The following is a 22,431-nucleotide window of genomic DNA, read 5'->3' as shown; positions in this document are numbered from 1 at the left end:
GAGGGATGAATTGTCACCAAACAAACTTTCATTCCGACAGGACATCCTAAATCATCTGGTGCTAGACTTTAGAAAGCAACGGTGGGTTTCTTAAAATGCTCAGTCTCAACTACCAATTTAAGCTCAAAGTCAATAAACAGCAGGCTTCTACCATTGATGAATGGTTAGATGTCTGTAAGTCGGTTTATAACTATGCTTTGAGAGAGCGTAAAGACTGGGTTAATTCTAGAAAATGTCCAATTGACCGTTGCTCTCTTGATTCCGAGTATATCATTCCTGCTGAAGCTCCTAGACCGACTTATGCCAACCAGTGTAAAAGTTTAGGACAAGCGAAGAAAAAGTTTCCTCGCTTAAAAGTTCCACAATCTCAAGTCCTCCAACAAACTATAAAGGTCTTGGAAGAGGCTTTTGTTAAGATGTGGAATCGAGGATTTGGTTTTCCTAGATTCAAGAAAAGGATGAGGAGCTTTGTGTTTCCCCAAGTCAAACCAGACTGTATTCAAGGGACCCCCAACCTTCAGGAGGGGGATTTCTTGTAATTGCTCCTTTGTTTCGTGCAATCCATTGGAAATACGAAAATTTCTGGTTCTTTTCTGCCCAATTACACAAACCTAAGGTGACATACTCCCCAACCAATCTTTCGATGTGGTTGGGGCTTCTCACCAACTCCACCTATCGGTTCGGATACGAGTCGGAGCTTTATTTTACTTCTACCGGATGCCCCTCGGTTGAAGGTTTCTCAGAAATTAATTCTGTATCAATTAGTAGGTGGCGATTAGCTCTTGAATATAAGGCCTACTTGATTTATCTTACCACAACTGGGCTGATTCATGAGGGGCTGTCATCTGGGGTCTCCCCAGATGTTTATACGCCCCGTCTACCGACTAAATTAAAATTGACGAGTGACCCTGCGCCGTCGTACGGCGCAAAGGAACGCGCGAGTTGTAGTCGTAGGATTCTCAGCCCTTCTGCTAAAATGCTTTATAATTTCTTAATCTAATTTAAGGAGAAGTTAAAATGTTAAATATTATCTCAATCAAAACAGGATTACGTTTATTAGGTTTAATGGCTATTGTTGGGTTAATGGCTTGTCAACCTGAAATCAATGATCAGGATGCTCCAGTTGATGATATGCCTGATGAAGAAATGCCTGAGGAAGATGAAGTTGGAGAAGAAACAACCCTTGACTTAACCGCAGAAGGAAGAGAGTTTTATATTGACGGAGAAGAAGAAGAAAATCCTGATTTAGTGGTGCAAGAAGGTTCTATGGTAGAAGTTACCCTTTGTGTCACCGGCGGGACTCATGACTGGGTGGTTGATGAATTTGATGCTGCTACTGATCAAATTGGAGAGGATGACGAATGTAGCACCGTATCATTTGTTGCGGATCAAGTTGGTGAATTTGAATACTACTGCAGTGTTGGGAATCATCGCGAGGAAGGTATGTATGGCACATTAATTGTTGAAGAAGAAGAATAGGTTTTTTCTTCAAATGGTGTAAAAAGGAGGCCTAACCAAGCTCTAAAAAGAGGTTGCCTCCTTTCATTTTTTCTTAAAACAAGAAATAACGTTGCGCCATGGGTAAGCTAGTTGCTGGTTCGCAGGTTAAAAGTTCACCATCGGCTTTAACTTCATAGGTTTCAGCATCCACTTCAATCTCGGGAGTTGCTGTATTGAGTTTCATATTTGCTTTTTCAATATTGCGGGTATTAGAGACGGGAACTACAGTTTTTTCTAAGCCTAATTGTTCTCCCACCTTTGCTTCCATCCCTGCTTGGGAGACAAACGTTAAACAAGTGCGATTAATGGCTCGTCCATAACTGCCAAACATCGGACGCATTTCGATCGGTTGTGGGGTGGGAATACTAGCATTAGCATCTCCCATTTGAGCATACGCGATCGCGCCTCCTTTTAAGACAATCTCAGGTTTAACGCCAAAGCAACTGGGTTTCCATAAACACAAGTCAGCCAGTTTTCCCTCTTCAATAGAGCCGACATAATCAGCAATTCCGTGCATAATTGCCGAATTGATTGTATATTTGGCAACATACCGCTTTGCCCGAAAGTTATCATGGGTTTCGCTGGCATTCTCAGGAGAAGGAAGTAAGCCTCGTTGCACTTTCATTTTATGGGCGGTTTGCCAGGTGCGAATAATATTTTCTCCTACGCGCCCCATGGCTTGAGAGTCAGACGCGATCGCGCTAAATGCTCCCAGATCATGTAAAATATCTTCAGCAGCAATGGTTTCTCGGCGAATCCGTGATTCAGCAAAGGCAACATCTTCAGGAATATTGCGATCAAGGTGGTGGCACACCATCAACATATCGAGGTGTTCTTCTAAAGTATTGACGGTATAAGGGCGAGTGGGATTCGTAGAAGAGGGGAGAACATTGCTTAATCCACAAACTTTGATAATATCAGGAGCATGACCCCCGCCAGCTCCCTCAGTATGGTAAGTGTGAATGGTACGGTTTTTAAAAGCATTAATCGTATCTTCTACAAACCCTGCTTCGTTGAGGGTGTCGGTATGAATCGCCACTTGTACATCATAATCATCAGCTACACTTAAACAAGTATCAATGGTTGCAGGAGTCGTTCCCCAGTCTTCATGGAGTTTGAAGCCCATTGCCCCTGCTCTGACTTGTTCCTCTAGCCCTTGCGGTTGGGCGCTATTACCTTTACCTAAAAAACCTAAATTCACGGGAAAGGCTTCCGCTGCTTCTAACATCATCTGAATATTCCATGATCCTGGGGTACAAGTGGTGGCATTAGTTCCTGTAGCGGGGCCAGTTCCACCGCCAAATAGGGTAGTAATTCCAGACGCGATCGCGGTTTCGACTAATTGCGGACAAATAAAATGAATATGACTATCCACCCCACCAGCCGTGAGAATCATCCCTTCCCCAGCAATCGCTTCGGTACTAGGGCCAATAATAATATCTACATTATCCTGAATATAAGGATTCCCTGCTTTGCCAATCTTGAAAATGCGACCGTCTTTAATACCCACATCGGCTTTAATAATGCCCCACCAATCAAGAATTAAAGCATTAGTAATCACAACATCTACTGCACCATCTTCACGGGAAATAGGAGATTGCCCCATCCCATCGCGAATGACTTTTCCACCGCCAAATTTGACTTCCTCACCGTAGGTGGTAAAATCTTGTTCTACTTCAATAAATAATTCTGTATCTGCCAAACGCACGCGATCGCCTGTTGTGGGGCCAAAGGTTTCAGCGTAGGCTTGCCGTTCCATGCGATAACTCATAAACTTCCCGTTACTAATAATTTAATACTTAAGGAAATTCTAATATCATTTCTGAGTGGTGAAGGTTTAGTGGCTAAAATTAGCAGTTCAAGTTATAAATAAGCAAAAAGGTGGTTTGAGGAATAAAAATGATGAAATTGCGTGAGTTACTAGCAAGAGTTCCGAGCTTATCTTCCCTTCCCAATTCTCCCACACTCGATGAGCAAGTTTCTTCTATTACCACAAATTCTCATAAATGTGAAAAAGGAACCCTATTTGTGGGCTTACCTGGCACACGAGTAGATGGGGGAGATTTCTGGCGAAGCGCGATCGAAGCTGGGGCTGTAGCAGCCATTATTAGTCCTGAGGCAGCAAAACGCTATCCTCCTCCAACTGAGGCTTCTGTGTTCCCTGTGGAAAATATTACTGCTACTTGTGCTTCTCTAGCAAAAGCTTTTTACGACTATCCCTCTCAAAAACTTAATCTAGTAGGCGTTACGGGAACCAATGGCAAAACCACTACCACCCATTTGATCGAGTTTTTCCTCTCCCAAGCCCAATGCCCCACAGCCTTATTTGGGACACTTTATGCTCGCTGGCAAGGTTATAATCAAGTAGCAACCCATACCACTCCCTTTGCGGTAGAACTACAAGAACAACTTGCCCAAGCCTTAAAAGCGGGAAATGAGTACGCCGTGTTAGAAGTGAGTTCTCATGCTTTAGCCCAAGGGCGAGTAAAAGGCTGTGAATTTGAGGTGGCAGTATTTACCAATCTTACTCAAGATCACCTTGATTTTCATCCAACGATGGAAGACTATTTTCAAGCTAAAGCGTTGCTATTTCGCCCAGAATACTTAAAAAATCGCGCTATTATTAATCAAGATGACTCCTATGGTCAACGCTTAATCTCAGAATTGCCCCGTGAACGAGTATGGCGTTACAGTACTGAAGATCCCAATGCAGATTTATCTACTCAAAACCTAAGTTATGAAGCTAATGGGGTAAAAGGGACATTAAAAACGCCTGAAGGAGAGATCCCGTTTCGATCCCCGTTAGTCGGAGAATTTAATCTCTCTAATTTGTTAGCCGCCGTAGGAGCAGCGTTACAGTTAGGAGTAAAATTAGAGACGATCGCGCAGTCTCTCCCCAAATTCCCAGGGGTTCCGGGACGCATGGAGCGAGTAGAAATTGATCCTAATCAAGAAATTAGTGTGATTGTTGACTATGCCCATACTCCTGATAGCCTTGAAAATTTATTAAAGGCTGCTCGCCCCTTTATTCCCAATCGCCTGATTTGTGTGTTTGGTTGTGGTGGCGATCGCGATCGCGCTAAACGTCCGATTATGGGAAAAATTGTTGCGGATTTAGCCGATATTCCTGTTGTTACTTCTGATAACCCTCGCACTGAAGATGCCCAACGTATTATTGATGATATTGTGCAAGGAATGACTCAAGGGACAGAACTCATGATACAGCGCGATCGGGCAATGGCAATCAAAGAAGCAATTCAAATGGCACAACCAGGGGATGGCATTTTAATTGCAGGAAAAGGTCACGAAGACTATCAAATTTTAGGAACTGAAAAAGTCCATTTTGATGATCGCGAAGAGGCAAGAAAAGCTCTCAGAGAGAAATAAGAAACTAACCTCACTTACCCTGAATATATTGTAGAGCTAAAGTTAGAACTTGGGAGCGATCAATGGGTTTGGAAATAAAATCACTAGCTCCCACTACCTTGGCTCGCATCCGATCAACAATTCCATCATTTCCTGTCACGATAACAATCGGAAGATTCTTAAAAGAGGAAATTTTACGGAGTTGGCTACATAATTCATAGCCACTCGTATTGGGCATAATTAAATCAAGAAAAAGCAATTGCGGTTTTTTCTCTAATAAGCAAGGGATAGCCTCTGTTGGATTATTAATTCCAAGAAACTCATAACCACCTTTGGTAATAATATTTTCCATAATTTGCAGACTTTGCTCGCTATCATCAACAAAGGCAATCAGAGGGCGTTGATTCGAGGGAGTAGAATAATCTTTTGAACCAGTTTTTTCATCATCTTCAGCGCGTCGGTTTAGATTTTGTTTTTGAGTAATAGTTTCAGCTGTTGCTTCAGGAGTGGCTAAGTCGGAAACGGTTTCTAGGGAAATAATATCTTCACGGATATAAGGCTGCAGCGATCGCGCAATTTTGATCGGTTCTTTTTTCATTAATACGGATAAATCACGTAAAGTCTGCTCCCCTGTAACTAATTTCACTAAGTTTTTATAAACCCCAGGAGAAGTTTTCTCTTCTAACTCTTTTAATCGTAATAGACGCGGTGCCTGGTCAGGAGAAATATTCAACAGTCCTGCGTTTTGCCACTGCTTCCAGCTATCTACACCAGCACGAAGAGTCGCTATTGTCTCTGTTCCCCAACTCGGAGGAATTACCATTTGTTGAGATGGTCGTAGGCCTGCTTTCCATTCTCTAGTAAAAACCTGTTTTCCACAGTTATTTGGCTCATTAGGATAAGCTTTTTCACTATTACATAAAGCAACTCCTTGACGATTGAGATCAAAAATAACCTCAGCAATTACTCCACTCATAACTGCTCTTACTTGTTCAGCACTAATGATTTTACGTTTGTGTAAAGCTAAAAGGAGATGAAAATCCCAACATTCATAACTATCTTTTCCTCGCAAATACTCTTCTGAATAATAATTGTCAAAGGAATTTTGCTGAAACGCCCGCGCTAGTTGTCTTCGCCATCGTCTTCTCGGATGTTCGCTACCACTTGCCCAGAGTAATTGTCCCATCCCAAAGTACAAACACCATTGCTTTTGTTGAGGTGTGTTAATAATTAGAGCCCCTGTAAATTGCTTTTTTTTGTACTCAACAATTTCTTGTAAAAGCTCATGGATTAATAAAAAAAACTGGTCACTTAAATTAGATCCTGCGGTAATTTGATCTTCTTCTTTTCTAATCATGGGACTTAAATCTTGAAAATTTTACAATGATAAGGCTCTCTAAAAATGTATTTTAGAACTTGATTGGGCTTAATTTTTATAATTCTTCACATTTATTAAGTTTCAATATCATTAATCATTTATTTTAATTTTAACAATTTATGTTAAATCTTGAATGTTAAATTTAATAAAGAATCAATTTTAGCTAATAAAGGGGTGTCTCACATTATTTATTAGTGAAATAACTGAAGTTAAATTCCCACTTTTGTTTTAAAATAGACAAAATTACGCTTCCAATTTAAAAATAAACAAGTTAAATTGGTTAATAAAGCCCTAAACGGAAAATTGACTCAACTCCATGCCTCAGTCGAAATCTATTAGTCAACGAGATGCCATTGCTCTTGCTAAACAGGGGGAACCAGACTTAATTGCCACATTTTTAAACTATAAACTTCAGCCTCAGGGGGTTGAGGCACGAGTCACCAAAAAGCAACAACATCTATTGGTATTGCTAGAAGGTCAGGAAAACTCCCCAGATCAGCAATCAATGCTGAACTTGTTCAAGCAAATTGCTTCTAAACTCGATCCAACCCAAGTAGAAAAAATTCGAGTTTCTGGACGACAGAAGGGAGAAGACATACCAAGCTGGCTACAAGTGATACAAGTCAGGGATAACATAAAGCCAGAAGGGCAGCTTAAGGGGTGGCTAGATTCTGTTAAAATTACTCCCTCTTTATTTTCTGATTCTGATCAAGAAACAGACCCTAAAGGTAAGCAAGGACAGAGGTTTTTGCGGTTTCACTTAGGGTTAGAGGACACAGCTTTATTACCCGTTAATACGGTTAAAGAAGTATTAAGTGTCTCAGGTGAGAAAATTTTAGCGGTTCCAGATACCCCGGCAAGTGTCTTAGGGATTCATAATTGGCGGGGTGAAATGTTATGGCTTGTTGATTTAAACTATATGTTAGGGTTCTCACCTCTCTGGGAGATTGAAAACATCGCAACCAATATCAACATTATTGTTCTGCAAGTAGAAAACCAAGAAATTGGCATTGCGGTGCGCCAAGTAGAAACCATTGAAGAGCACAACTGGCAAAAACTGCAACCCCCAGAAGGGTTATTTCCTGATCACATATTGTCTTATGTTCAAGGCTATTTAACCCAAGCCAGTAGCATTATCTTAGACGCACAATCTCTTGTCAAAGCATTTTCCTCATAAGGTAAGCAATTTACTATCTAATCATTAACCATGTACACAAAAGAAACTTCCTCCCCAACTCCAGAACAGCAGTCCTCCGAGTTCTCGAATTCTGAATCATCTCATCCTGAACTAAAAACTTTTCAGCAAACCCTACAAGGGCTAAAGCAAGAACTCTCTAGGGTGAGAGGATTAAAACGCACTGAGGTTCTAAATAAAATACAAGAAATTGAAAAATTTAGTCACAACTTTGAACAATGGCTAGAAGAGCCCAATAGTAACAATGGTGAGGGAAATGGACATCAAAGCTATGCCCCAGCACAACGGGAAGAATTATTAAACCTTGCCAATGAAATTCAAAATAGCAAATCTTTAGACAGTCTCCTTAACTTAGTCTGTCAAGAGGTGATGAAATTAAGTGGCTCTCAACGTAGCCTGGTTTATCGCTTTGAAGGGGAAGAACAGGGGAAAGTCATCGCCGAAGTTGTTGAGCGCGGTTGGACTCCTGCTAAAGGAGAAACCCTTCCAGCAACTCTATTTGGACAAGATAAAGCCACTGAATACACTGAATCTGGAATTGTAGCTATCAGTGACCCAAATAGCACTACCCCCTATCAACAACAACTTTTAGAGAAATATCAAGTTAAAAGCAGTCTCGCCTTTATCATCCGCATCGATGGCAAGCCATGGGGGTTATTAGTAGTTCACCGCACCCAAGCAGGTCAACCCTGGTCAGAAGATTTAGTAAACTTGCTTTACCAGGTTAGCACCGAATTGGCTCTCAAAATTGCTAGCTTTGACTATCAAGAACAAGTTAAACAAGAAAAAAATCGCCAGCAAACCAAAGTTACCCTCATTTCTCGGATTCGCCAATCTCAGGATTTAGAAAGTATTTTTGATGTGGCGACCCAAGAAATTCGACGCGCCCTAAACTGCGATCGCGTGGCAATTTATCGCTTTAACGACGACTGGAGTGGTGGTTTTGTCGCTGAAGCCGTTACCACAGGTTGGACTCCCGTGGTTAACCCTGAGGGGAATGATCCGGCTGGAGATCTTAAAAATGATTGTAGCTTCCGAATGTTAAGCGGCAATAAACGCACCCGTGACAGCGAAGATACCTATCTCCAAGATACTAAAGGGGGTGGTTACGCCAAAGGGAAAAAATATAGCGTCGTTAATGACATTTACGAAATGGGCTTTTCTCGTTGCTACCTCGACCAACTAGAAAAGTATCAATGTCGCGCCTATATTAATGTTCCCATCTTTCAAGGCAATAAGTTTTGGGGACTCCTTGCCGCCTATCAAAATAGTGGCCCCCGACAATGGACGGAAGGGGAAAAAGACTTAATGGTGGAAGTAGCTGATCCCCTCGGTGTAGCTCTGAATCAAGCCGAATTTGTCGAGGAACTGCAAGAGAAAAATGATCAACTCGCCCAAGGGGTAGAACGGGAAAAAACCGTCTCTAAAGTGGTTGATCGGATTCGTCGCACTCCCGAAGTTAACGCCGTCTTTGATAACACCACTAAAGAAGTGCGAAGCGTTCTTAATGCCGATCGCGTTGCCCTGTATAAGTTTTATGAAGACTGGAGTGGGGAATTTGTTGCTGAGTCAGTGGCTACAGGTTGGAAAGACTTAGTGGGAACCGAGGACGCACAAGTTAAAGATACTTATCTTAAGGAAAATGAAGGAGGACGTTATGCCCTTGGGCAAAATCATGTAGTTCCCGATATTTACCAAGAAGGCTTTGATGAGTGTCACGTGGAATTATTAGAAACCTTCCAATGTCGCGCTTATATTCTCGTTCCCGTTTTTCAAGATGATGTGCTTTGGGGCATTCTAGGCGTTTATCAAAATAGTGGCCCTCGCCAGTGGCTTGATAGTGAAGTTCAACTCACACGACAAGTGGGCACCCAATTTGGAGTCGCCCTTAAACAAGCTCAATATCTAGAGCAAATTCAGAATCAATCGAATGAACTCGCCGAAGCTGCGGAACGAGAACAAGCCGTGTCTAAGGTGGTGGATAAAATCCGTCGTTCTCAACAAGTGGATGACATTTTTAATACGACGACTCAAGAAGTGCGAGCCTTATTAAAAGCGGATCGCGTGGGGATTTATCAATTTAAAGAAGACTGGAGTGGTGAATTTGTTGCTGAGTCAGTGGCTACAGGTTGGAAAGCGCTAGTGGGAACTGATGAAGCGACGGTGAAAGATACCTACCTACAAGAAAATAAAGGCGGTCGTTATGCCCGTGGGGAAAACCATGTTGTTCCCGATATTTACAAAGAGGGGTTTGATTCTTGCCACTTGGAATTGCTAGAGGCCTTCCAATGTCGCGCTTATATTCTTGTTCCTGTCTTTGAAGACCAAAAACTGTGGGGAATTTTAGGGGTTTATCAGAATAGTGGTTCTCGACAATGGCAAGAACAGGAGGTCAAGCTATTACGGCAAATTGGAGTCCAGTTAGGGATTGCTTTGAAACAAGCCGAGTTTTTAGAGCAAATTCGGGAACAGTCGGAACAGTTAGCCCAAGCTGCCGAACGGGAAAGAAAGGCGAAAGAACTCCTACAACAACGAGCGATTGAACTATTAACGGCAGTCCGTCCTGCTTTAGATGGGGATTTAACCGTCCGTGCGCCTGTAACCGATGATGAATTGGGAACGATCGCGGATGCTTATAATAATACTCTGAAAGGACTGCGACAAATTGTGGTGCAAGTGCAGAAAGCTGTAGAAAAAGTCTCTCAAACTTCTACTGACAGCGATCGCGCGATTAAACAACTCTCTGAGAAGGCAAACCAACAATCCCAAGCCTTAGGAGGCGCTTTAAACCAAGTGGAGTCAATGAGTCACGCTACTCAAGATGTTGCCAATAATGCTCAGGCTATTAACGAAGCGGTGCAAAAATCCAATAAAACCGTTTCTTCTGGGGATGCGGCGATGAACCGTACTGTTGATGGGATTCAAGGCATTCGGGATGCGGTGTCTGAAACCAGTCGCAATATCCGACAACTGGGAGAATCTTCTCAGAAAATTTCCCGCGTGGTTAACCTCATTAGTGACTTCTCAAAACAGACTCAGTTACTCTCTCTCAATGCCTCTATTGAGGCGACTCGTGCTGGGGAATATGGACGAGGCTTTGCTGTGGTTGCTGATGAAGTGCGTTCCCTTGCCCGACAATCGGCAGATGCAACCAAAGAAATTGAAGACTTAGTTGCAGAAATTCGCAATCAAACCAGTGAAGCGATTAAAGTCACTGAACGCGCCATTGCCCAAGTAAGTGCGGGAACCAACTTAGTGCAAGAAGCTAAAGAAGAGTTAAACGCGATCGCGGCAGCTACCTCGGAAATTAGCCAACTGGTTGCAGGGATTACCGAAGCCAGTCAAGGACAACTTAAACAATCTCAGTCCGTGACGGAAACCATGAAAGAAGTCGCAGCGATCGCCAATGCCACTTCCGAACAATCCACTGCCCTTTCAGCTTCCTTCCAAGAAGCCCTAGAAACCGCTCAACAACTAGAAAACACCGTGGATAAATTCACCATTTAATTCACTTTCTCCTCACCCCTTAGGGGGTGCAGGGTCTTTTCATTCTTCTGAAATCCCCCTCAGGTGGGGAAATAGGGAGATGGGGTTCAGGAACACCTTTGTTAACAAATGACTAATGACCAATGACTAATAACTTTTTAACCCCGAGAATGAAACAGCCCTACTTAGTGGGAGAGGTTCATTCTTTTTCCTGATTTTGTTTCTCAGCTAAATCGAGACAAATTTGTTTATGCACATCTCGAGTGAGAGGATAAAAATAGGCTAAAACCAGTCCTGCTAAAAGATTTAACATGGGTAAAACTCCAATTGTGGCTCGAATTGCTAATAGGGCTGTTTCGGGTTGATCGGGTGGTGGTTCTCCAGGAACAGTCTCAACAAAACCAGCCAGTTCTAACGCCTGACCTACAAGAAATAAACCCAGTCCTAACCCCATTTTTTGCAAGAACACCATAAAGGCACTGAAAATTCCCTCTCGTCTCTCCCCGGTTCTCAATTCATCTAATTCAATCACATCCGGAAGCATTGACCAGGGAATTAGGTAAGCAACAGAAACCCCTGTTCCCGCTAATACAGCTAATCCATACATGAGCATCACTTGACCGGGTTGTAATAAAATTAACCCAATTTGAGCAATCATCCAAAGCAAAACTCCCATGGTATAAACCACTTTTTTCTCAAACCGTTTGCTCACTTGAACCCAGAAAAATAACATCACTAGGGCAGTACCTTGGACGGCTAAAGCTGCTTGAATAAAATCTTGCTCTGACAACCCCATCCAGCTAACAACAAAGTAGGGAAGAATGGAAGCCGTTAACTGTACTGCTAACCAAGAAAATAAGTAAATGCCAACGATATATAAGAACGGACGATTATTCCAGACAATTTTTAGTTTCTCTTTAAATGACCTTTCATCACTTTGGGTTTTCGGTAAAGGAACATCAGAAACAGCAAACGGTAAATGGGTGCGATGAAACCACAAGCTAATGGCAATCATAGCAGTAATAATGGTTAGCAAAGAGCTAGTTATTCCCCAAAGAAGATTATCAACAATCAATAATTCCGTCACACTAGAAATGAGAAAGATAACAGTTAGAAAAATAAAGAAAAATGTTAACTGTTTTTTACGAGACGGGGAAGCAAGGGGGCGTTTTTCTCGTTCTTGTAAACTTAAACTACACCATAACAGGGCAAATACTGATAACAGCGCGATCGCGCTTCCTAACATGACATATTGTCGTCTGGGATCATCAGCATAAGTGGCTTCTGCAACCCCTGCTAAAACTAAAGATAAAATACTTGCCCCGAGAGAAAAGGCAAACCGAAAACTATTTAATCCAGTTCGTTCATCATAATCTTGGGTTAGTTCTGGAGTGAGGGCAATATAAGGTAAATTAACAACGGTGTAAGCAATATGGAATAAAATTGCAATCACAACATAATAGCTAAATAGTAACCAATTATTAAGCGTTTCATTCTCAGAAAATTCAGGAACAAGCCATAATAAAATAAAAATGAGGGCAAAAGGAATTGCACCGAAAAACATCCAAGGAAGTCGCCTTCCCCAACGAGTATTAGCGCGATCGCTGAGCACCCCAATAATGGGATCATTAATCGCATCACTAATACGACCAATCATTAAAATACTTCCTGCCAACCCCGGTGGTAATCCTGCTACTTGTGTAAAAAAGAACATCAGGAAAAAAACCAAAATATTGGCAGTCATGGCTGGTCCTAAATCCCCAGCCCCATAAGCTAGTTTCGTAATTGTTTTTAATTTCTGGGTAGAAGAAGCCATAGTAAGTTAAGTAATATCATCTATACAACTTGACTGTGAATTTGATTTTAATCACAGGTTATACTAAAATTAGAGATCAGTAGTATCAAGATTAATCACTAATAATTAGTTACTCTTGAATTGTACGTAGTTATTTTTGCATAATTAGCTATCCTCCTAAATCCTAAATAATGAGTGAGAATCAATCCCTAAACTACCGCCATTTATTTCTAAAACTGAATAAGTATGCCCAAACTCAATTTACAGGACGGTTAAACATTAAAATTGATAATACTGCCTATTGGGGAATTTATTTCAACAGTGGCTCAATTATTTGGGCAAAGGGCGGAATTCACCCGGTGCGACGTTGGCTTCGACAACTAGAAATCTGTGGTTGTGAAATTGCAATTCCTCAAGGAATGACCACAAAAGAATTATTATCATCTTCCCACGAGTGTTGGGATTATTTTGCTCTTGCTATTTTTACGCACGACAAACAGATCACACCTGATCAAGCTCAAAGTATTGTTCAAGGTACTATCATAGAAATTCTCTTTGATATTGTGTACAGTCTTGCTCAACTACCATCTAATAACATCAGTCAAGTCCAAATGTTCAAAAAACAGGAGGCAAGTCCTTGTCGGAAGGATCTCCTCTTACGGACTGCCACTTGTTCAGCAGAAGAAGCTCAAAAACAGACATTTCAATTATGGCAAAAGTGGGTAATCTCAGGGTTTACTAAATACTCCCCCAATTTAGGAATTATCGTGAATCAAGAAGAATTACAAGCTAAAAAACTGTATTCTTTAGCCAACTACCTTTCTGCAATTGAGAAAGACGAAAAAACTCTGCGGGATCTCGCCATTGAAAATGAAAAACCTGTTCTCAGTATCATGCGTACCCTCCACCGCTACTTGAACCAAGGATTGATTTCATTTAAAGAAGTTCCTGACTTGTGGCAATCAGTACAAAAAGCCCAAACAGAACCCTTATCTTGGAATCAAAGTCAATTGAATAGCAAAACCTCTGACTACCATACGAGTCATGAAACTTTAGGAGAAGTTAGTCAATTTCAGTCTTCTTCTCCTCGAACTCTAAGCACTCCCCTTTCAGGATGGCGTAAACACGTTGGCAGACAATCCCAACCTGAAGAAGAAGGAATTAAAATTAACGTTATGGAAAAATTAGTAGCAGAGGAAACCAATCGCCAGATGAAAGCCTATCCTCCTAGCATTACCAAGGATGTGCGAAAACTGGATGTGATTACTTTTGCTTTAAATCAAGTTCCGCCCTTATACGCATCAAGTGAAGAAGGAATTGCCTATCAAACCCAAATTGCTAAAGATACCCATGAAAAGGATATCAAAATGGCAGTTCAACAGGCAATTGCTACTGTTAGACGGAATCCATTTCGGAATACAACCCCCATTCAATCAAAGGAGCAAAACTCTCATTGAACCTATTCTGGATCAACCCAGAGTCCATCCTCTTTAATGAGATTAATCAACTCTTCTACTCCTCTTTCTTCAGGAACGCGCTTGATTTCCTCTCGTCCGCGATAGAGGGCAATATAGCCCGCTTGCTTACCCACATAGCCATAGTCAGCATCAGCCATTTCCCCAGGTCCATTGACAATACAGCCCATAACGGCAATGTCTAAGCCTTTGAGATGACTGGTAGCTGCACGAACTTTTTCTAATACCTCTTCTAAATTAAAGAGAGTACGACCACAGGAAGGACAAGCCACATACTCAACCATGGTTTTCCGTAAGCCCAAGGATTGCAGAATACTATAGCAAACAGGAATTTCTTTTTCTGGGGCTTCCGTGAGAGATACACGAATGGTGTCGCCAATGCCTTGTGCCAAGAGAGTAGCAATACCAGCAGTGGACTTAATACGCCCATATTCGCCATCACCCGCTTCGGTTACACCAAGGTGAAGGGGATAGTCCATTCCTAATTCATCCATCCGCTTTACCATGAGGCGGTAAGCGGCAAGCATAACTGGCACTCGTGAGGCTTTGAGAGAAATAATCAAGTTGTAGAAGTTTAAGGATTCACAAATCTTAATAAATTCTAGTGCCGATTCCACCATCCCTTCTGGGGTATCGCCATAAGTGAAAAGCATTCTTTCTGCAAGCGAGCCATGATTGACCCCAATTCGCATCGCTTTCCCTTGATCGCGCAGGGAAACCACTAAAGGTTCTAAGGTTTCCCGAATTTTTTCCCCAATTTGGTCAAATTCAGCTTGGGTATATTCTTCGCGATCAGATTTTGGCTTTTCAAACACATAAAGCCCTGGGTTAACCCGCACTTTATCAACGTGCTTGGCAACTTCCAGGGCAATTTTCATGCCATTGTGGTGAACATCAGCTACTAAGGGGACATCCTGATAAGTTTCTTGCAAACGGGTTTTGATTTGCGCCAGAGCTTTGGCATGAGCCATACTAGGCACTGTAACGCGCACAATTTCCGACCCCTCTTCATGAAGCCGACGAATGCCATTAACAGAGCCTTCAATGTCAAGGGTATCTTCATTAATCATGGATTGAACCACTACAGGATGCCCACCGCCAATGGTCACGTTACCGACAGGCACAGGGCGAGTTTTACGGCGGTGAATGGTAGTATCTAACTCAGAATTTGACTCAGGGCTAGTTAGTTGTGGATTTGATAAGGTTTGCATAGCAATTAGTTAGTTAAGGCAGGGTTTAACTCAAGTTTATTAATCAGACGTTCAATATCAAAGTGTTGCGTCATTAACTCACGAATGAATTGAACTTTAATCGGCTCTTGGATCCGAACCTGTTTAAATGTGCGTTCAACAATCTCTACTGTGGTTAGGGTATCAAATTCAACAGCAAGAATGGGAATCTCTAAAGTTTCAGCACGAGATAAAACAAAGTCTTGCGGGGGAACATGACCAGTTAAAATTAAACAGTGAGCAGAGGTTTCAAGAGCGGCTAACTGTAAATCGCTGCGATCGCCGCCTGTAACTACTGCTAAATTTTTTCCCTTCCGAAAATATTTCAGGGCGGAGTTAACATTCATTGCACCGATGGTTAGCTTCTCTACCATCAAGTCTAGTCGATCGCGCCGACAAAGAACTTTTGCTTCTAATTCTTTTGCTAATTCTCGAACACTGACACTATGTAATAAGGAACTTTGCGGTAAAATGCCCAAGACGGGGATTCCTTGCGCTTCTAGAAATGGTTTTACTTCATCATTGACCTCAGTTTCCATTTCTGGGGGAACGTCATTAATGGCAATGCCCAATAACTGATTTCCCAGTTTTCTCTTAGCGCCAATAATCTGATCCACCACTAATAAAGAATGATAGCGGACTACCATTAAAATAGGAGCATCAAGGGTGGTTGCCATTTGCTCAGTAGAAAGATGAAATAAACTTCCTTCTTCATAGGTAGGAGGAGCTTCTACCAAAAGCAAGTCACTTTGATCAAATTGCGCGACAGACTCTTTTAGAGCCTGTGCATAATTCTGCTCCTGTTTCGTTTTGAGAAGGGCTTGAATACTTTGGGAAGATAAACCAACTAGGGGGGTTCCCACTTGCTGGGGTGATAAGTTTAGAGCCTGTGCAATAAACTGCACATCATTTTCTACAAGGTTATTGTTTTCTTGATCAAAATAATTTCCTACTGGCTTACTATAACTGAGGTTAACTCCTTTTTGTTGGAGTTGGTGAGCAACCCCAATAATCATAGCTGACTTTCCACTATAGGCTTCTAGAGAAGCAATAATTAATGATTTGGCAGACTTTGCCACACCTCTAACTCCTTTCCATAACTCTGGCTATTCGATTTACCAAGTCTCTGGTTGTGATTGTAACAAATCCTGTTTTGAACTCGATTTTGCTTGGTTTGCCCATGAGTTAATCTCATTTTGAGAAAATCTTGTTGTATAGCTTTTCTTAGTCTATTGAGATATAAACTTGGTCATTAGTCATTAGTTATTGGTTTACAAACGACGAAGGACAAAGGACTAATAACAAAAGCCTCATGATATTTAAAATGTTATCACTGATTTCCTTTTTTCATCGCATTCAATCTTGGTTTTCCCATGCAGAAGCCACCGCAACCGAAGAAACTTTAGAAGATCTTCCTCCCGAAATTCTGATCAAATTAGAAAAAATTATTAGAAAATTACCTGCTCCACCCACTTATTCAGCAACTATCCAAGAAGCAATCCTTTCTAGCTTAAAAAATTGGGAAGCAGATAAATTTGCCAATCGCTTAGTTATTTTAGCTTCTCCAATTAGTGAGCTTTCTACTTTAATTCCTCGCTGTGTTCCTGATAATCAATTAAAGAATGTAGCTGTTGTTTATCCTTTTTCTGATCTCGATCTACGAAATAAGCCATTACAAATTACTCAAAAATTAAAACTCGCTATAGACAAGGCTGTCTCATCCAGTCATCAGCAAAAGATAATCATTGTAATTCCCAACTTAGAACAATTTTTCTTGCGTTGTATTGGGGGTTGGGATGGGATTATTTGGTTACGGGAATACATTGTAAATACTCCTGAGCATTTCTGGTTACTGGGTTGTAATGATTGGTCATGGCATTTTTTAGATTATGCTTGTCAAATTAACGCTTATTTAGAAACAATAGTGAAACTTCCTCTCTTAGAAGAAAGTGAATTAGAAACATGGCTAAATCCAGTTCATGAAAGCATCACTAAAGAGATTCAAGAAAAACTACCTTTATTTTGGCAAACATTAGCCTCTTCATCCGAAGGAAAAAGTGAAATTGCTACTCAAATATGGTTAAACTCTATTAAGCTCGTCATCTCAGAAGAACAAGAAAGCGCACAGTTAAAATTAATGACCCCAAGTTTACCAAAATTACCTGCTTTATCGGCATCCAATCGGTATATTTTACAAGCAATTTTGTTACATGGGGCAATTACTCGCTACTCTCTGGCTCTTAGTTTAGGGGAAAAGGAAGATAATATACAAGCAGAAATACAAATTTTATTAAAAGAAGACTTAATTCAACAAAAAGCAGAGCAGTTAATGATTAATCCTATTCATTATCCTAAAATTAAGCAAGAATTAAAGCAGAATAATTTTTTAATTGGATATGAGTTATCATAGAAAAGAAGAAGTAATTACAATATAAAAAGGATTGATTATGAAATTATTTTATATTCCTTTAACACGAGCCACTCGCCCACGTTGGCTATTAGAAGAAATGGGACTTTCTTACGAATTAGTGAGAGTGGGTTCAGGAGAAATGGCGAATAAATTTGAATATCAAAACCTCCATCCTCATAATAAAGTCCCTGTTTTGGTTGATGATAATGTAACTATTTTTGAATCGGCGGCTATCTGTAGTTACTTAGCAGATCAATATCCTGAAAAAGAATTAGCTCCTTCCTTAAACAGCCCCTCCCGAGGATATTATTATCAGTGGTTATTTTATGCTCAAACCAGTTTAGAGCCACCTGTAGAGCGATATATTTTTCAGGTAGCCCCTGATTTACCAGAGCAAGTTTTACCCAATAGTGAACATACCAAATTTTCTAAAGAGGAAATTTTTCAATGGTTCACGAAAGTCTGTGAACCTTTACAAAGGGCTTTAAAAAATAATGATTATTTAGTTGATAATCGATTAACTACAGTTGATGTCGTAACAGGCGGTGTTTTATATTGGGCTTATAAATTAGGTTTGATTAAGGAAGAAACGCCAATAAAAAAATATTTAATGCAATTAATAGAACGTCCTGCTTTTCAAAGAGCTCATGATGAAATTAATATTTATAAAACAGTTGCTTAACTAATTATAATTTGGAGATAATTTATGACTAAATTGTCAGGTTATTTTTATCTCTTTGCTGAACAAGGAGAAGAGTTATCAGAAGAGTTAATTACAGAAATTACTCTCGAAAAAATATTATATGCTATTAGCGCGATCGCGCTCAGTTATCTATTACTCGTCTCCATTCAATTTCTTACAACTTGGAGTTCCGAAAAAGTTCCCCGTCGCTATCGGTTGTTAATTAAGCAGTCTGTTCCTTTTTGGAAAGGCTTAGTTTTAATTATTACTATCAGCTATTTAATTAATTTATTTCTTAACTTATCAGGACAAAATTTATTAGCGTTAACAGGAACGATCGCGCTAACTTTGGGGTTTGCTTTCAAAGATTACACCACCTCAATTATTGCTGGAGTAGTTGCCTTATTTGAAGCCCCCTATCATGTGGGCGATCGCGTTAAAATTGACGAGCATTATGGAGAAGTAACGGACTTTGGGCTAAGGGGAATTCGGCTTAAAACCCCTGATGATGATTTAATTACAATTCCTCATAGTAAAATTTTTAGTGAAGCCATTTCTAACAGCAACAGTGGCAAATTAGAAGCACAAGTTGTCACCAACTTTTATTTCCACCATGAAGAAGATACAGAAGCCATTATTGAGATTCTTTACCAAGCCGCCTACAGTAGCAAATACACTCAACTTAAATTACCTATTGTTGTTATTGTTTCCGAAAAGTCTTGGGGAACTCATTTCAAATTAAGAGCTTATCCCATGGATGCTAGGGATGAATTTATTTATCAAACTGACTTAACCCGTCGCAGTAAAAAAGCCTTTAAGCAAATGGGCTTAAAATATCCAAACCTCACCAGCAAATTTGAATTGACAGATGCCGATTAATCTTTAATAATTATCCTATAGCGTTTCTTAGTCTGTTGAGGGACACACGAAGTTATTAGTCATTGGTCATTAGTTTATAAGTAACAAAAGGACGAAGGACAAAACAATTAAAAATGGCACAGAAAATTGGTTTAGCCCTCGGCAGTGGAGGGGCAAGAGGTTGGGCGCATATCGGGGCAATTCGAGCTTTAGAAGACTCTGGAATAAAAGTAGATTACATTGCTGGAACCAGTATTGGTGCATTTGTCGGCGGGATTTATGCCGTTAATCAACTTAAAGAGTTAGAGACTTTTGTTAAAGAAATTGATTGGAAAACCATTGTTTCTCTCTTAGATGTGGAATTTCCGACTCGTGGTTTACTCGATGGTGATAAAATTTATGACTTAATTTATAGTCATGTTCTTGACTGTAACCTTGAAGAAACAAAGATTCCCTTTCATTGTGTCGCTACAGATTTATTAACGCAAAAAATAGTAGTCCTAAAAACAGGCTCAATGGTAGAAGCAATTCGCGCTAGTATTTCCATTCCGGGCGTATTTACCCCCTTTCAAAAAGACGATAGTTATTTAGTTGACGGCGGCGTGATTAATCCTGTTCCTGTGGATATTGTTCAAGCCATGGGGAGTGATCTTGTAATTGCTATTAATCTTAATTCCCCTTATTCTCCGCCTCCTCAACCATCAGAAAATCAAGAAGAAGAAAAAGTTAAAGCCCAAAATAAAGAAATTTTATCCGCCATTAAAGCGTCAGAAGAATCAGAAGTAAGCACAGATGAAGACACTCAAGCCACTCGTCTTGAATTTCTCCATAATCTAAAATCTCGTTACAACGATATGCAAGAAACCCTCGCGGAAAAAGTAAATAATTGGCTTCCCGAAGAAGAAGATCAACCGAAAACCCCAAACATATTTGATGTCATTGGCAGTGCCATTAATATTATGGAGCAACAAGTTACCCAAATTAACTTACAAGTGCATGAACCTGATATTTTATTACAACCTCGTCTCTCACAATATGGCATCTTTGATTTTCATAAAGCAGAGGCTTTAATCCAAGAAGGGTATCGCTGTACCGAACAAGCCTTACCAGAAATTAAAGAAAAATTATCCTAGCTTATGGAGTTTCTAGACTAGCTCATTGTTGTTTTTGGCTTTATTCTGCAACGGAAAACAGCCCAAGGAATTGATGCTTATAGTCGTTCCAATTCAGTTCCGTAGTGCAGCCATCTTGGCTGCTACTAGGGAGCAAGATGCTCCCACTACTTTTAGGTTGCTGTTTTTTATTTGGAATCACTATATTTTTAGCAGGAAGGCTCAGAATCCTAGGACTACAACTGGCGCGTTCCTTTGCGCCCTACGACGACGCAGGATAACTCATCAATTTTAATTTAGTCGCTAGACGGGGCGTATAAACATCAAAAGGTATAGTTATCAGTTTCTTGAAAATCTTTAGCAAACGCTAGCCAGAGTGGAAATTGTAATAACGACAAGTCAACTTCATTTTCACTTTGATCAATAATAATCAGGGGTAAATCTTCATTTTCAATAATGCGATCTGCTCTTTGCACTAGAGATTCTGGGCTTTCAAATAAAATGACTCCTCGAGTGGGGCCAAAATCACTCCGAGAAATGCCTAAACAATCCTGTAGCCCTCGTCGCCATTCTCCGAGCTTTTCTGGAGAATCAGCTAGCACTAGTACCCGTAATTGCTCAATATACAGTTCTCGCAAAACGGAAATAATAGAAGAAGCAACGAGAATATTCTGTAAGCGACTGCCCATAGTTGGAATTGCGCCTCTTCCAGCAAGGCTAAAAAACCAATCCCGAGCGCGATCGGCGTGTATTGGTTCAAAAGTCCGTCTTAACTGCCAAGGGGGCCCATAATAGTCGGGAAAGGTGCGATACTGGTCAAGAAGGGTACGAATTTGGTTGGCTTCTTCCTGCCATTCTTGTTGCGTAAATTGGGGGGAAATTGCTTGCTTTTCAGGAGGAGTTTCTGCAGGAGGGGGATTAGATTCGGTTGGGGTTGCTTCTAGACTAGGTAAATCTAATTGTTCGGCAGCCACTGCTAAGTCTTGTAAGCTACCAACAAGATAGTCTTTGAACCCTTGAAGTCGTACCGCTAACTCTTGAGATACCCCAGCAAAAGTGGTTCGCATTTCTTCCTGAGCGCGATCGCGCCGCCGTTCTAACTGCTCAACTGCTTGCTGTAACTCTTGGCGTTTGTCCTGTAGATCTTGTGATCCTTGTTGAACCATTTGCGCGATCACGTCTTTAATTTCTGCCGTCTCGCGATTAAGTCGTTCCTGTTTTTCGGCTTCTAAGGCTTGGATCTCTTCTTCTAACTGAGCTTTTTGAGCCTTTAATTGTTCTAACTCAGTTTTTATTTCTTTTTTTGACCCTTGTTCTTCCTCTTTGAGTAGGGCAAGTTCGTGGATAATTCTTTTGCTTTGATCAATTGACACTTGAAACTTGGAATCTTCTGGCATAAATACTTTAATTATTAGTTATTGGCTAAGATGATCAACTTCCTAACTGCTGAGGGCAATACTTTTCTAGACAATCTCGGAGCGATTTTGGATCATATAATATAGGAATAGAATGAATGCTGTTAACTTCTTTAAAGTAGAATAAGATGGGAGCAGATTGCCAAAAGATTTTCCAATTAATCCAATCAGAATAAGGAAAGCGACGAATCATCTTTTCCGAGCGATAAACTTCCAAAGCAGTTTCTGTAAACTTTAGACGAATTATCACTGCTTGCAAAATTAAGAAGAAAGAGAAGAGAGCGATTACCATTCCTGATAAGATTCCCATCAATGCGAGAATACGACTCTCAAACACTAGTGCATTACCCAAGAATATCAAGCCTAGCCCAATAATAAAGATTATAATGGGCAAACGGTAACTTGGGGCTAAAGTTGTCGCTTCCTGAGAAGAACTGGAAGATGTTGTGGGTGTCATCGGAAAATCACCTTAATTATGAGCCTATATTACGTATAGCAAACTTATCTCTAAATTTTACCCTCCATCAGCA

General features: G+C 40.6%; 17 protein-coding genes. 10 read left to right on the top strand and 7 right to left on the bottom strand.

Features of this window, described 5'->3' with window-relative positions; genetic code table 11:
• Positions 1–95 precede the first annotated feature (95 nt).
• The gene (locus FRE64_RS15500) at positions 96–539 is read left to right on the top strand and encodes a helix-turn-helix domain-containing protein (RefSeq protein ID WP_315862634.1); all 444 of its coding nucleotides are present in this window, start codon (positions 96–98) and stop codon (positions 537–539) included.
• A 478-nt stretch (positions 540–1,017) separates the two neighbouring features.
• The gene (locus FRE64_RS15495; protein ID WP_146297057.1) at positions 1,018–1,479 is read left to right on the top strand and encodes a cupredoxin domain-containing protein; all 462 of its coding nucleotides are present in this window, start codon (positions 1,018–1,020) and stop codon (positions 1,477–1,479) included.
• A 73-nt stretch (positions 1,480–1,552) separates the two neighbouring features.
• On the opposite strand, the gene ureC is transcribed toward FRE64_RS15495, so the two are convergent.
• On the bottom strand, positions 1,553–3,271 hold the full coding sequence (gene ureC, locus FRE64_RS15490; protein WP_146297056.1) for an urease subunit alpha: 1,719 nt from the start codon (positions 3,269–3,271) through the stop codon (positions 1,553–1,555).
• 131 nt (positions 3,272–3,402) lie between these two features.
• Between ureC and FRE64_RS15485 the strand changes: the two genes are divergently transcribed.
• Positions 3,403–4,887 (top strand): UDP-N-acetylmuramoyl-L-alanyl-D-glutamate--2,6-diaminopimelate ligase, encoded by a 1,485-nt coding sequence (locus FRE64_RS15485; RefSeq protein WP_146297391.1) that lies wholly within the window; start codon positions 3,403–3,405, stop codon positions 4,885–4,887.
• Positions 4,888–4,897: 10 nt separating this feature from the next.
• Here the strand turns inward: FRE64_RS15485 and FRE64_RS15480 are convergent, their stop codons facing one another.
• The gene (locus FRE64_RS15480; protein ID WP_146297055.1) at positions 4,898–6,223 is read right to left on the bottom strand and encodes a response regulator; all 1,326 of its coding nucleotides are present in this window, start codon (positions 6,221–6,223) and stop codon (positions 4,898–4,900) included.
• A 337-nt stretch (positions 6,224–6,560) separates the two neighbouring features.
• On the opposite strand from FRE64_RS15480, the gene FRE64_RS15475 reads away from it, so the two are divergent.
• Positions 6,561–7,421 carry a chemotaxis protein CheW gene (locus FRE64_RS15475; protein WP_146297054.1) on the top strand — a complete coding sequence of 287 codons (861 nt, stop codon included), beginning with the start codon at positions 6,561–6,563 and terminating at the stop codon, positions 7,419–7,421.
• Between the two features lie 30 nt (positions 7,422–7,451).
• The gene (locus tag FRE64_RS15470; RefSeq protein ID WP_146297053.1) at positions 7,452–10,946 is read left to right on the top strand and encodes a GAF domain-containing protein; all 3,495 of its coding nucleotides are present in this window, start codon (positions 7,452–7,454) and stop codon (positions 10,944–10,946) included.
• Between the two features lie 178 nt (positions 10,947–11,124).
• Here FRE64_RS15470 and FRE64_RS15465 read toward each other — a convergent pair whose 3' ends face one another.
• Positions 11,125–12,741, bottom strand: a complete 1,617-nt coding sequence (locus FRE64_RS15465) for an MFS transporter (protein ID WP_146297052.1) — start codon at positions 12,739–12,741, stop codon at positions 11,125–11,127.
• A 170-nt stretch (positions 12,742–12,911) separates the two neighbouring features.
• On the opposite strand from FRE64_RS15465, the gene FRE64_RS15460 reads away from it, so the two are divergent.
• Entirely contained in the window at positions 12,912–14,177 is a 1,266-nt protein-coding gene (locus FRE64_RS15460; protein WP_146297051.1) for a late competence development ComFB family protein, read from the top strand.
• A 2-nt stretch (positions 14,178–14,179) separates the two neighbouring features.
• On the opposite strand, the gene ispG is transcribed toward FRE64_RS15460, so the two are convergent.
• Both ispG and FRE64_RS15450 read right to left on the bottom strand, forming a co-directional pair.
• Positions 14,180–15,406 carry a (E)-4-hydroxy-3-methylbut-2-enyl-diphosphate synthase gene (gene ispG, locus FRE64_RS15455; protein ID WP_146297050.1) on the bottom strand — a complete coding sequence of 409 codons (1,227 nt, stop codon included), beginning with the start codon at positions 15,404–15,406 and terminating at the stop codon, positions 14,180–14,182.
• Between the two features lie 5 nt (positions 15,407–15,411).
• The gene (locus FRE64_RS15450) at positions 15,412–16,503 is read right to left on the bottom strand and encodes a phosphotransacetylase family protein (RefSeq protein ID WP_146297049.1); all 1,092 of its coding nucleotides are present in this window, start codon (positions 16,501–16,503) and stop codon (positions 15,412–15,414) included.
• A 245-nt stretch (positions 16,504–16,748) separates the two neighbouring features.
• Between FRE64_RS15450 and FRE64_RS15445 the strand changes: the two genes are divergently transcribed.
• The 4 genes from FRE64_RS15445 (at position 16,749) to FRE64_RS15430 (ending at position 20,507) form a co-directional block, all read left to right on the top strand.
• Positions 16,749–17,834 carry a hypothetical protein gene (locus tag FRE64_RS15445; protein WP_146297389.1) on the top strand — a complete coding sequence of 362 codons (1,086 nt, stop codon included), beginning with the start codon at positions 16,749–16,751 and terminating at the stop codon, positions 17,832–17,834.
• A 37-nt stretch (positions 17,835–17,871) separates the two neighbouring features.
• Positions 17,872–18,516: a glutathione S-transferase family protein gene (locus FRE64_RS15440; RefSeq protein ID WP_146297048.1), complete on the top strand. Its 645-nt coding sequence runs from the start codon at positions 17,872–17,874 to the stop codon at positions 18,514–18,516.
• Positions 18,517–18,540: 24 nt separating this feature from the next.
• Positions 18,541–19,395, top strand: a complete 855-nt coding sequence (locus FRE64_RS15435; protein ID WP_146297047.1) for a mechanosensitive ion channel family protein — start codon at positions 18,541–18,543, stop codon at positions 19,393–19,395.
• Positions 19,396–19,508: 113 nt separating this feature from the next.
• A complete protein-coding gene (locus tag FRE64_RS15430) occupies positions 19,509–20,507 on the top strand; it encodes a patatin-like phospholipase family protein (RefSeq protein WP_146297046.1) in 999 nt (332 codons plus the stop codon).
• A gap of 302 nt (positions 20,508–20,809) precedes the next feature.
• On the opposite strand, the gene FRE64_RS15425 is transcribed toward FRE64_RS15430, so the two are convergent.
• Positions 20,810–21,883 carry a DUF3086 domain-containing protein gene (locus FRE64_RS15425; protein ID WP_146297045.1) on the bottom strand — a complete coding sequence of 358 codons (1,074 nt, stop codon included), beginning with the start codon at positions 21,881–21,883 and terminating at the stop codon, positions 20,810–20,812.
• A 34-nt stretch (positions 21,884–21,917) separates the two neighbouring features.
• Positions 21,918–22,358, bottom strand: a complete 441-nt coding sequence (locus FRE64_RS15420; RefSeq protein ID WP_146297044.1) for a DUF3119 family protein — start codon at positions 22,356–22,358, stop codon at positions 21,918–21,920.
• Positions 22,359–22,431: the final 73 nt, after the last annotated feature.

It is taken from the genome of Euhalothece natronophila Z-M001 (assembly GCF_007904085.1).
In the GTDB taxonomy this organism is placed as follows: domain Bacteria; phylum Cyanobacteriota; class Cyanobacteriia; order Cyanobacteriales; family Rubidibacteraceae; genus Halothece; species Halothece natronophila.
The sequence above is the reverse complement of the archived record's forward strand: the minus strand, read 5'-3'. Positions and strand labels throughout refer to the sequence as shown.

What these genes read in the sequence shown, in the direction of transcription:
- FRE64_RS15500 (WP_315862634.1), top strand. Translation starts at nt 96, where the DNA reads ATGCTCAGTCTCAACTACCAATTTAAGCTCAAAGTCAATAAACAGCAG.
- FRE64_RS15495 (WP_146297057.1), top strand. Translation starts at nt 1,018, where the DNA reads ATGTTAAATATTATCTCAATCAAAACAGGATTACGTTTATTAGGTTTA.
- ureC (WP_146297056.1), bottom strand. Translation starts at nt 3,271, where the DNA reads ATGAGTTATCGCATGGAACGGCAAGCCTACGCTGAAACCTTTGGCCCC.
- FRE64_RS15485 (WP_146297391.1), top strand. Translation starts at nt 3,403, where the DNA reads ATGAAATTGCGTGAGTTACTAGCAAGAGTTCCGAGCTTATCTTCCCTT.
- FRE64_RS15480 (WP_146297055.1), bottom strand. Translation starts at nt 6,223, where the DNA reads ATGATTAGAAAAGAAGAAGATCAAATTACCGCAGGATCTAATTTAAGT.
- FRE64_RS15475 (WP_146297054.1), top strand. Translation starts at nt 6,561, where the DNA reads ATGCCTCAGTCGAAATCTATTAGTCAACGAGATGCCATTGCTCTTGCT.
- FRE64_RS15470 (WP_146297053.1), top strand. Translation starts at nt 7,452, where the DNA reads ATGTACACAAAAGAAACTTCCTCCCCAACTCCAGAACAGCAGTCCTCC.
- FRE64_RS15465 (WP_146297052.1), bottom strand. Translation starts at nt 12,741, where the DNA reads ATGGCTTCTTCTACCCAGAAATTAAAAACAATTACGAAACTAGCTTAT.
- FRE64_RS15460 (WP_146297051.1), top strand. Translation starts at nt 12,912, where the DNA reads ATGAGTGAGAATCAATCCCTAAACTACCGCCATTTATTTCTAAAACTG.
- ispG (WP_146297050.1), bottom strand. Translation starts at nt 15,406, where the DNA reads ATGCAAACCTTATCAAATCCACAACTAACTAGCCCTGAGTCAAATTCT.
- FRE64_RS15445 (WP_146297389.1), top strand. Translation starts at nt 16,749, where the DNA reads ATGTTATCACTGATTTCCTTTTTTCATCGCATTCAATCTTGGTTTTCC.
- FRE64_RS15440 (WP_146297048.1), top strand. Translation starts at nt 17,872, where the DNA reads ATGAAATTATTTTATATTCCTTTAACACGAGCCACTCGCCCACGTTGG.
- FRE64_RS15435 (WP_146297047.1), top strand. Translation starts at nt 18,541, where the DNA reads ATGACTAAATTGTCAGGTTATTTTTATCTCTTTGCTGAACAAGGAGAA.
- FRE64_RS15430 (WP_146297046.1), top strand. Translation starts at nt 19,509, where the DNA reads ATGGCACAGAAAATTGGTTTAGCCCTCGGCAGTGGAGGGGCAAGAGGT.
- FRE64_RS15425 (WP_146297045.1), bottom strand. Translation starts at nt 21,883, where the DNA reads ATGCCAGAAGATTCCAAGTTTCAAGTGTCAATTGATCAAAGCAAAAGA.
- FRE64_RS15420 (WP_146297044.1), bottom strand. Translation starts at nt 22,358, where the DNA reads ATGACACCCACAACATCTTCCAGTTCTTCTCAGGAAGCGACAACTTTA.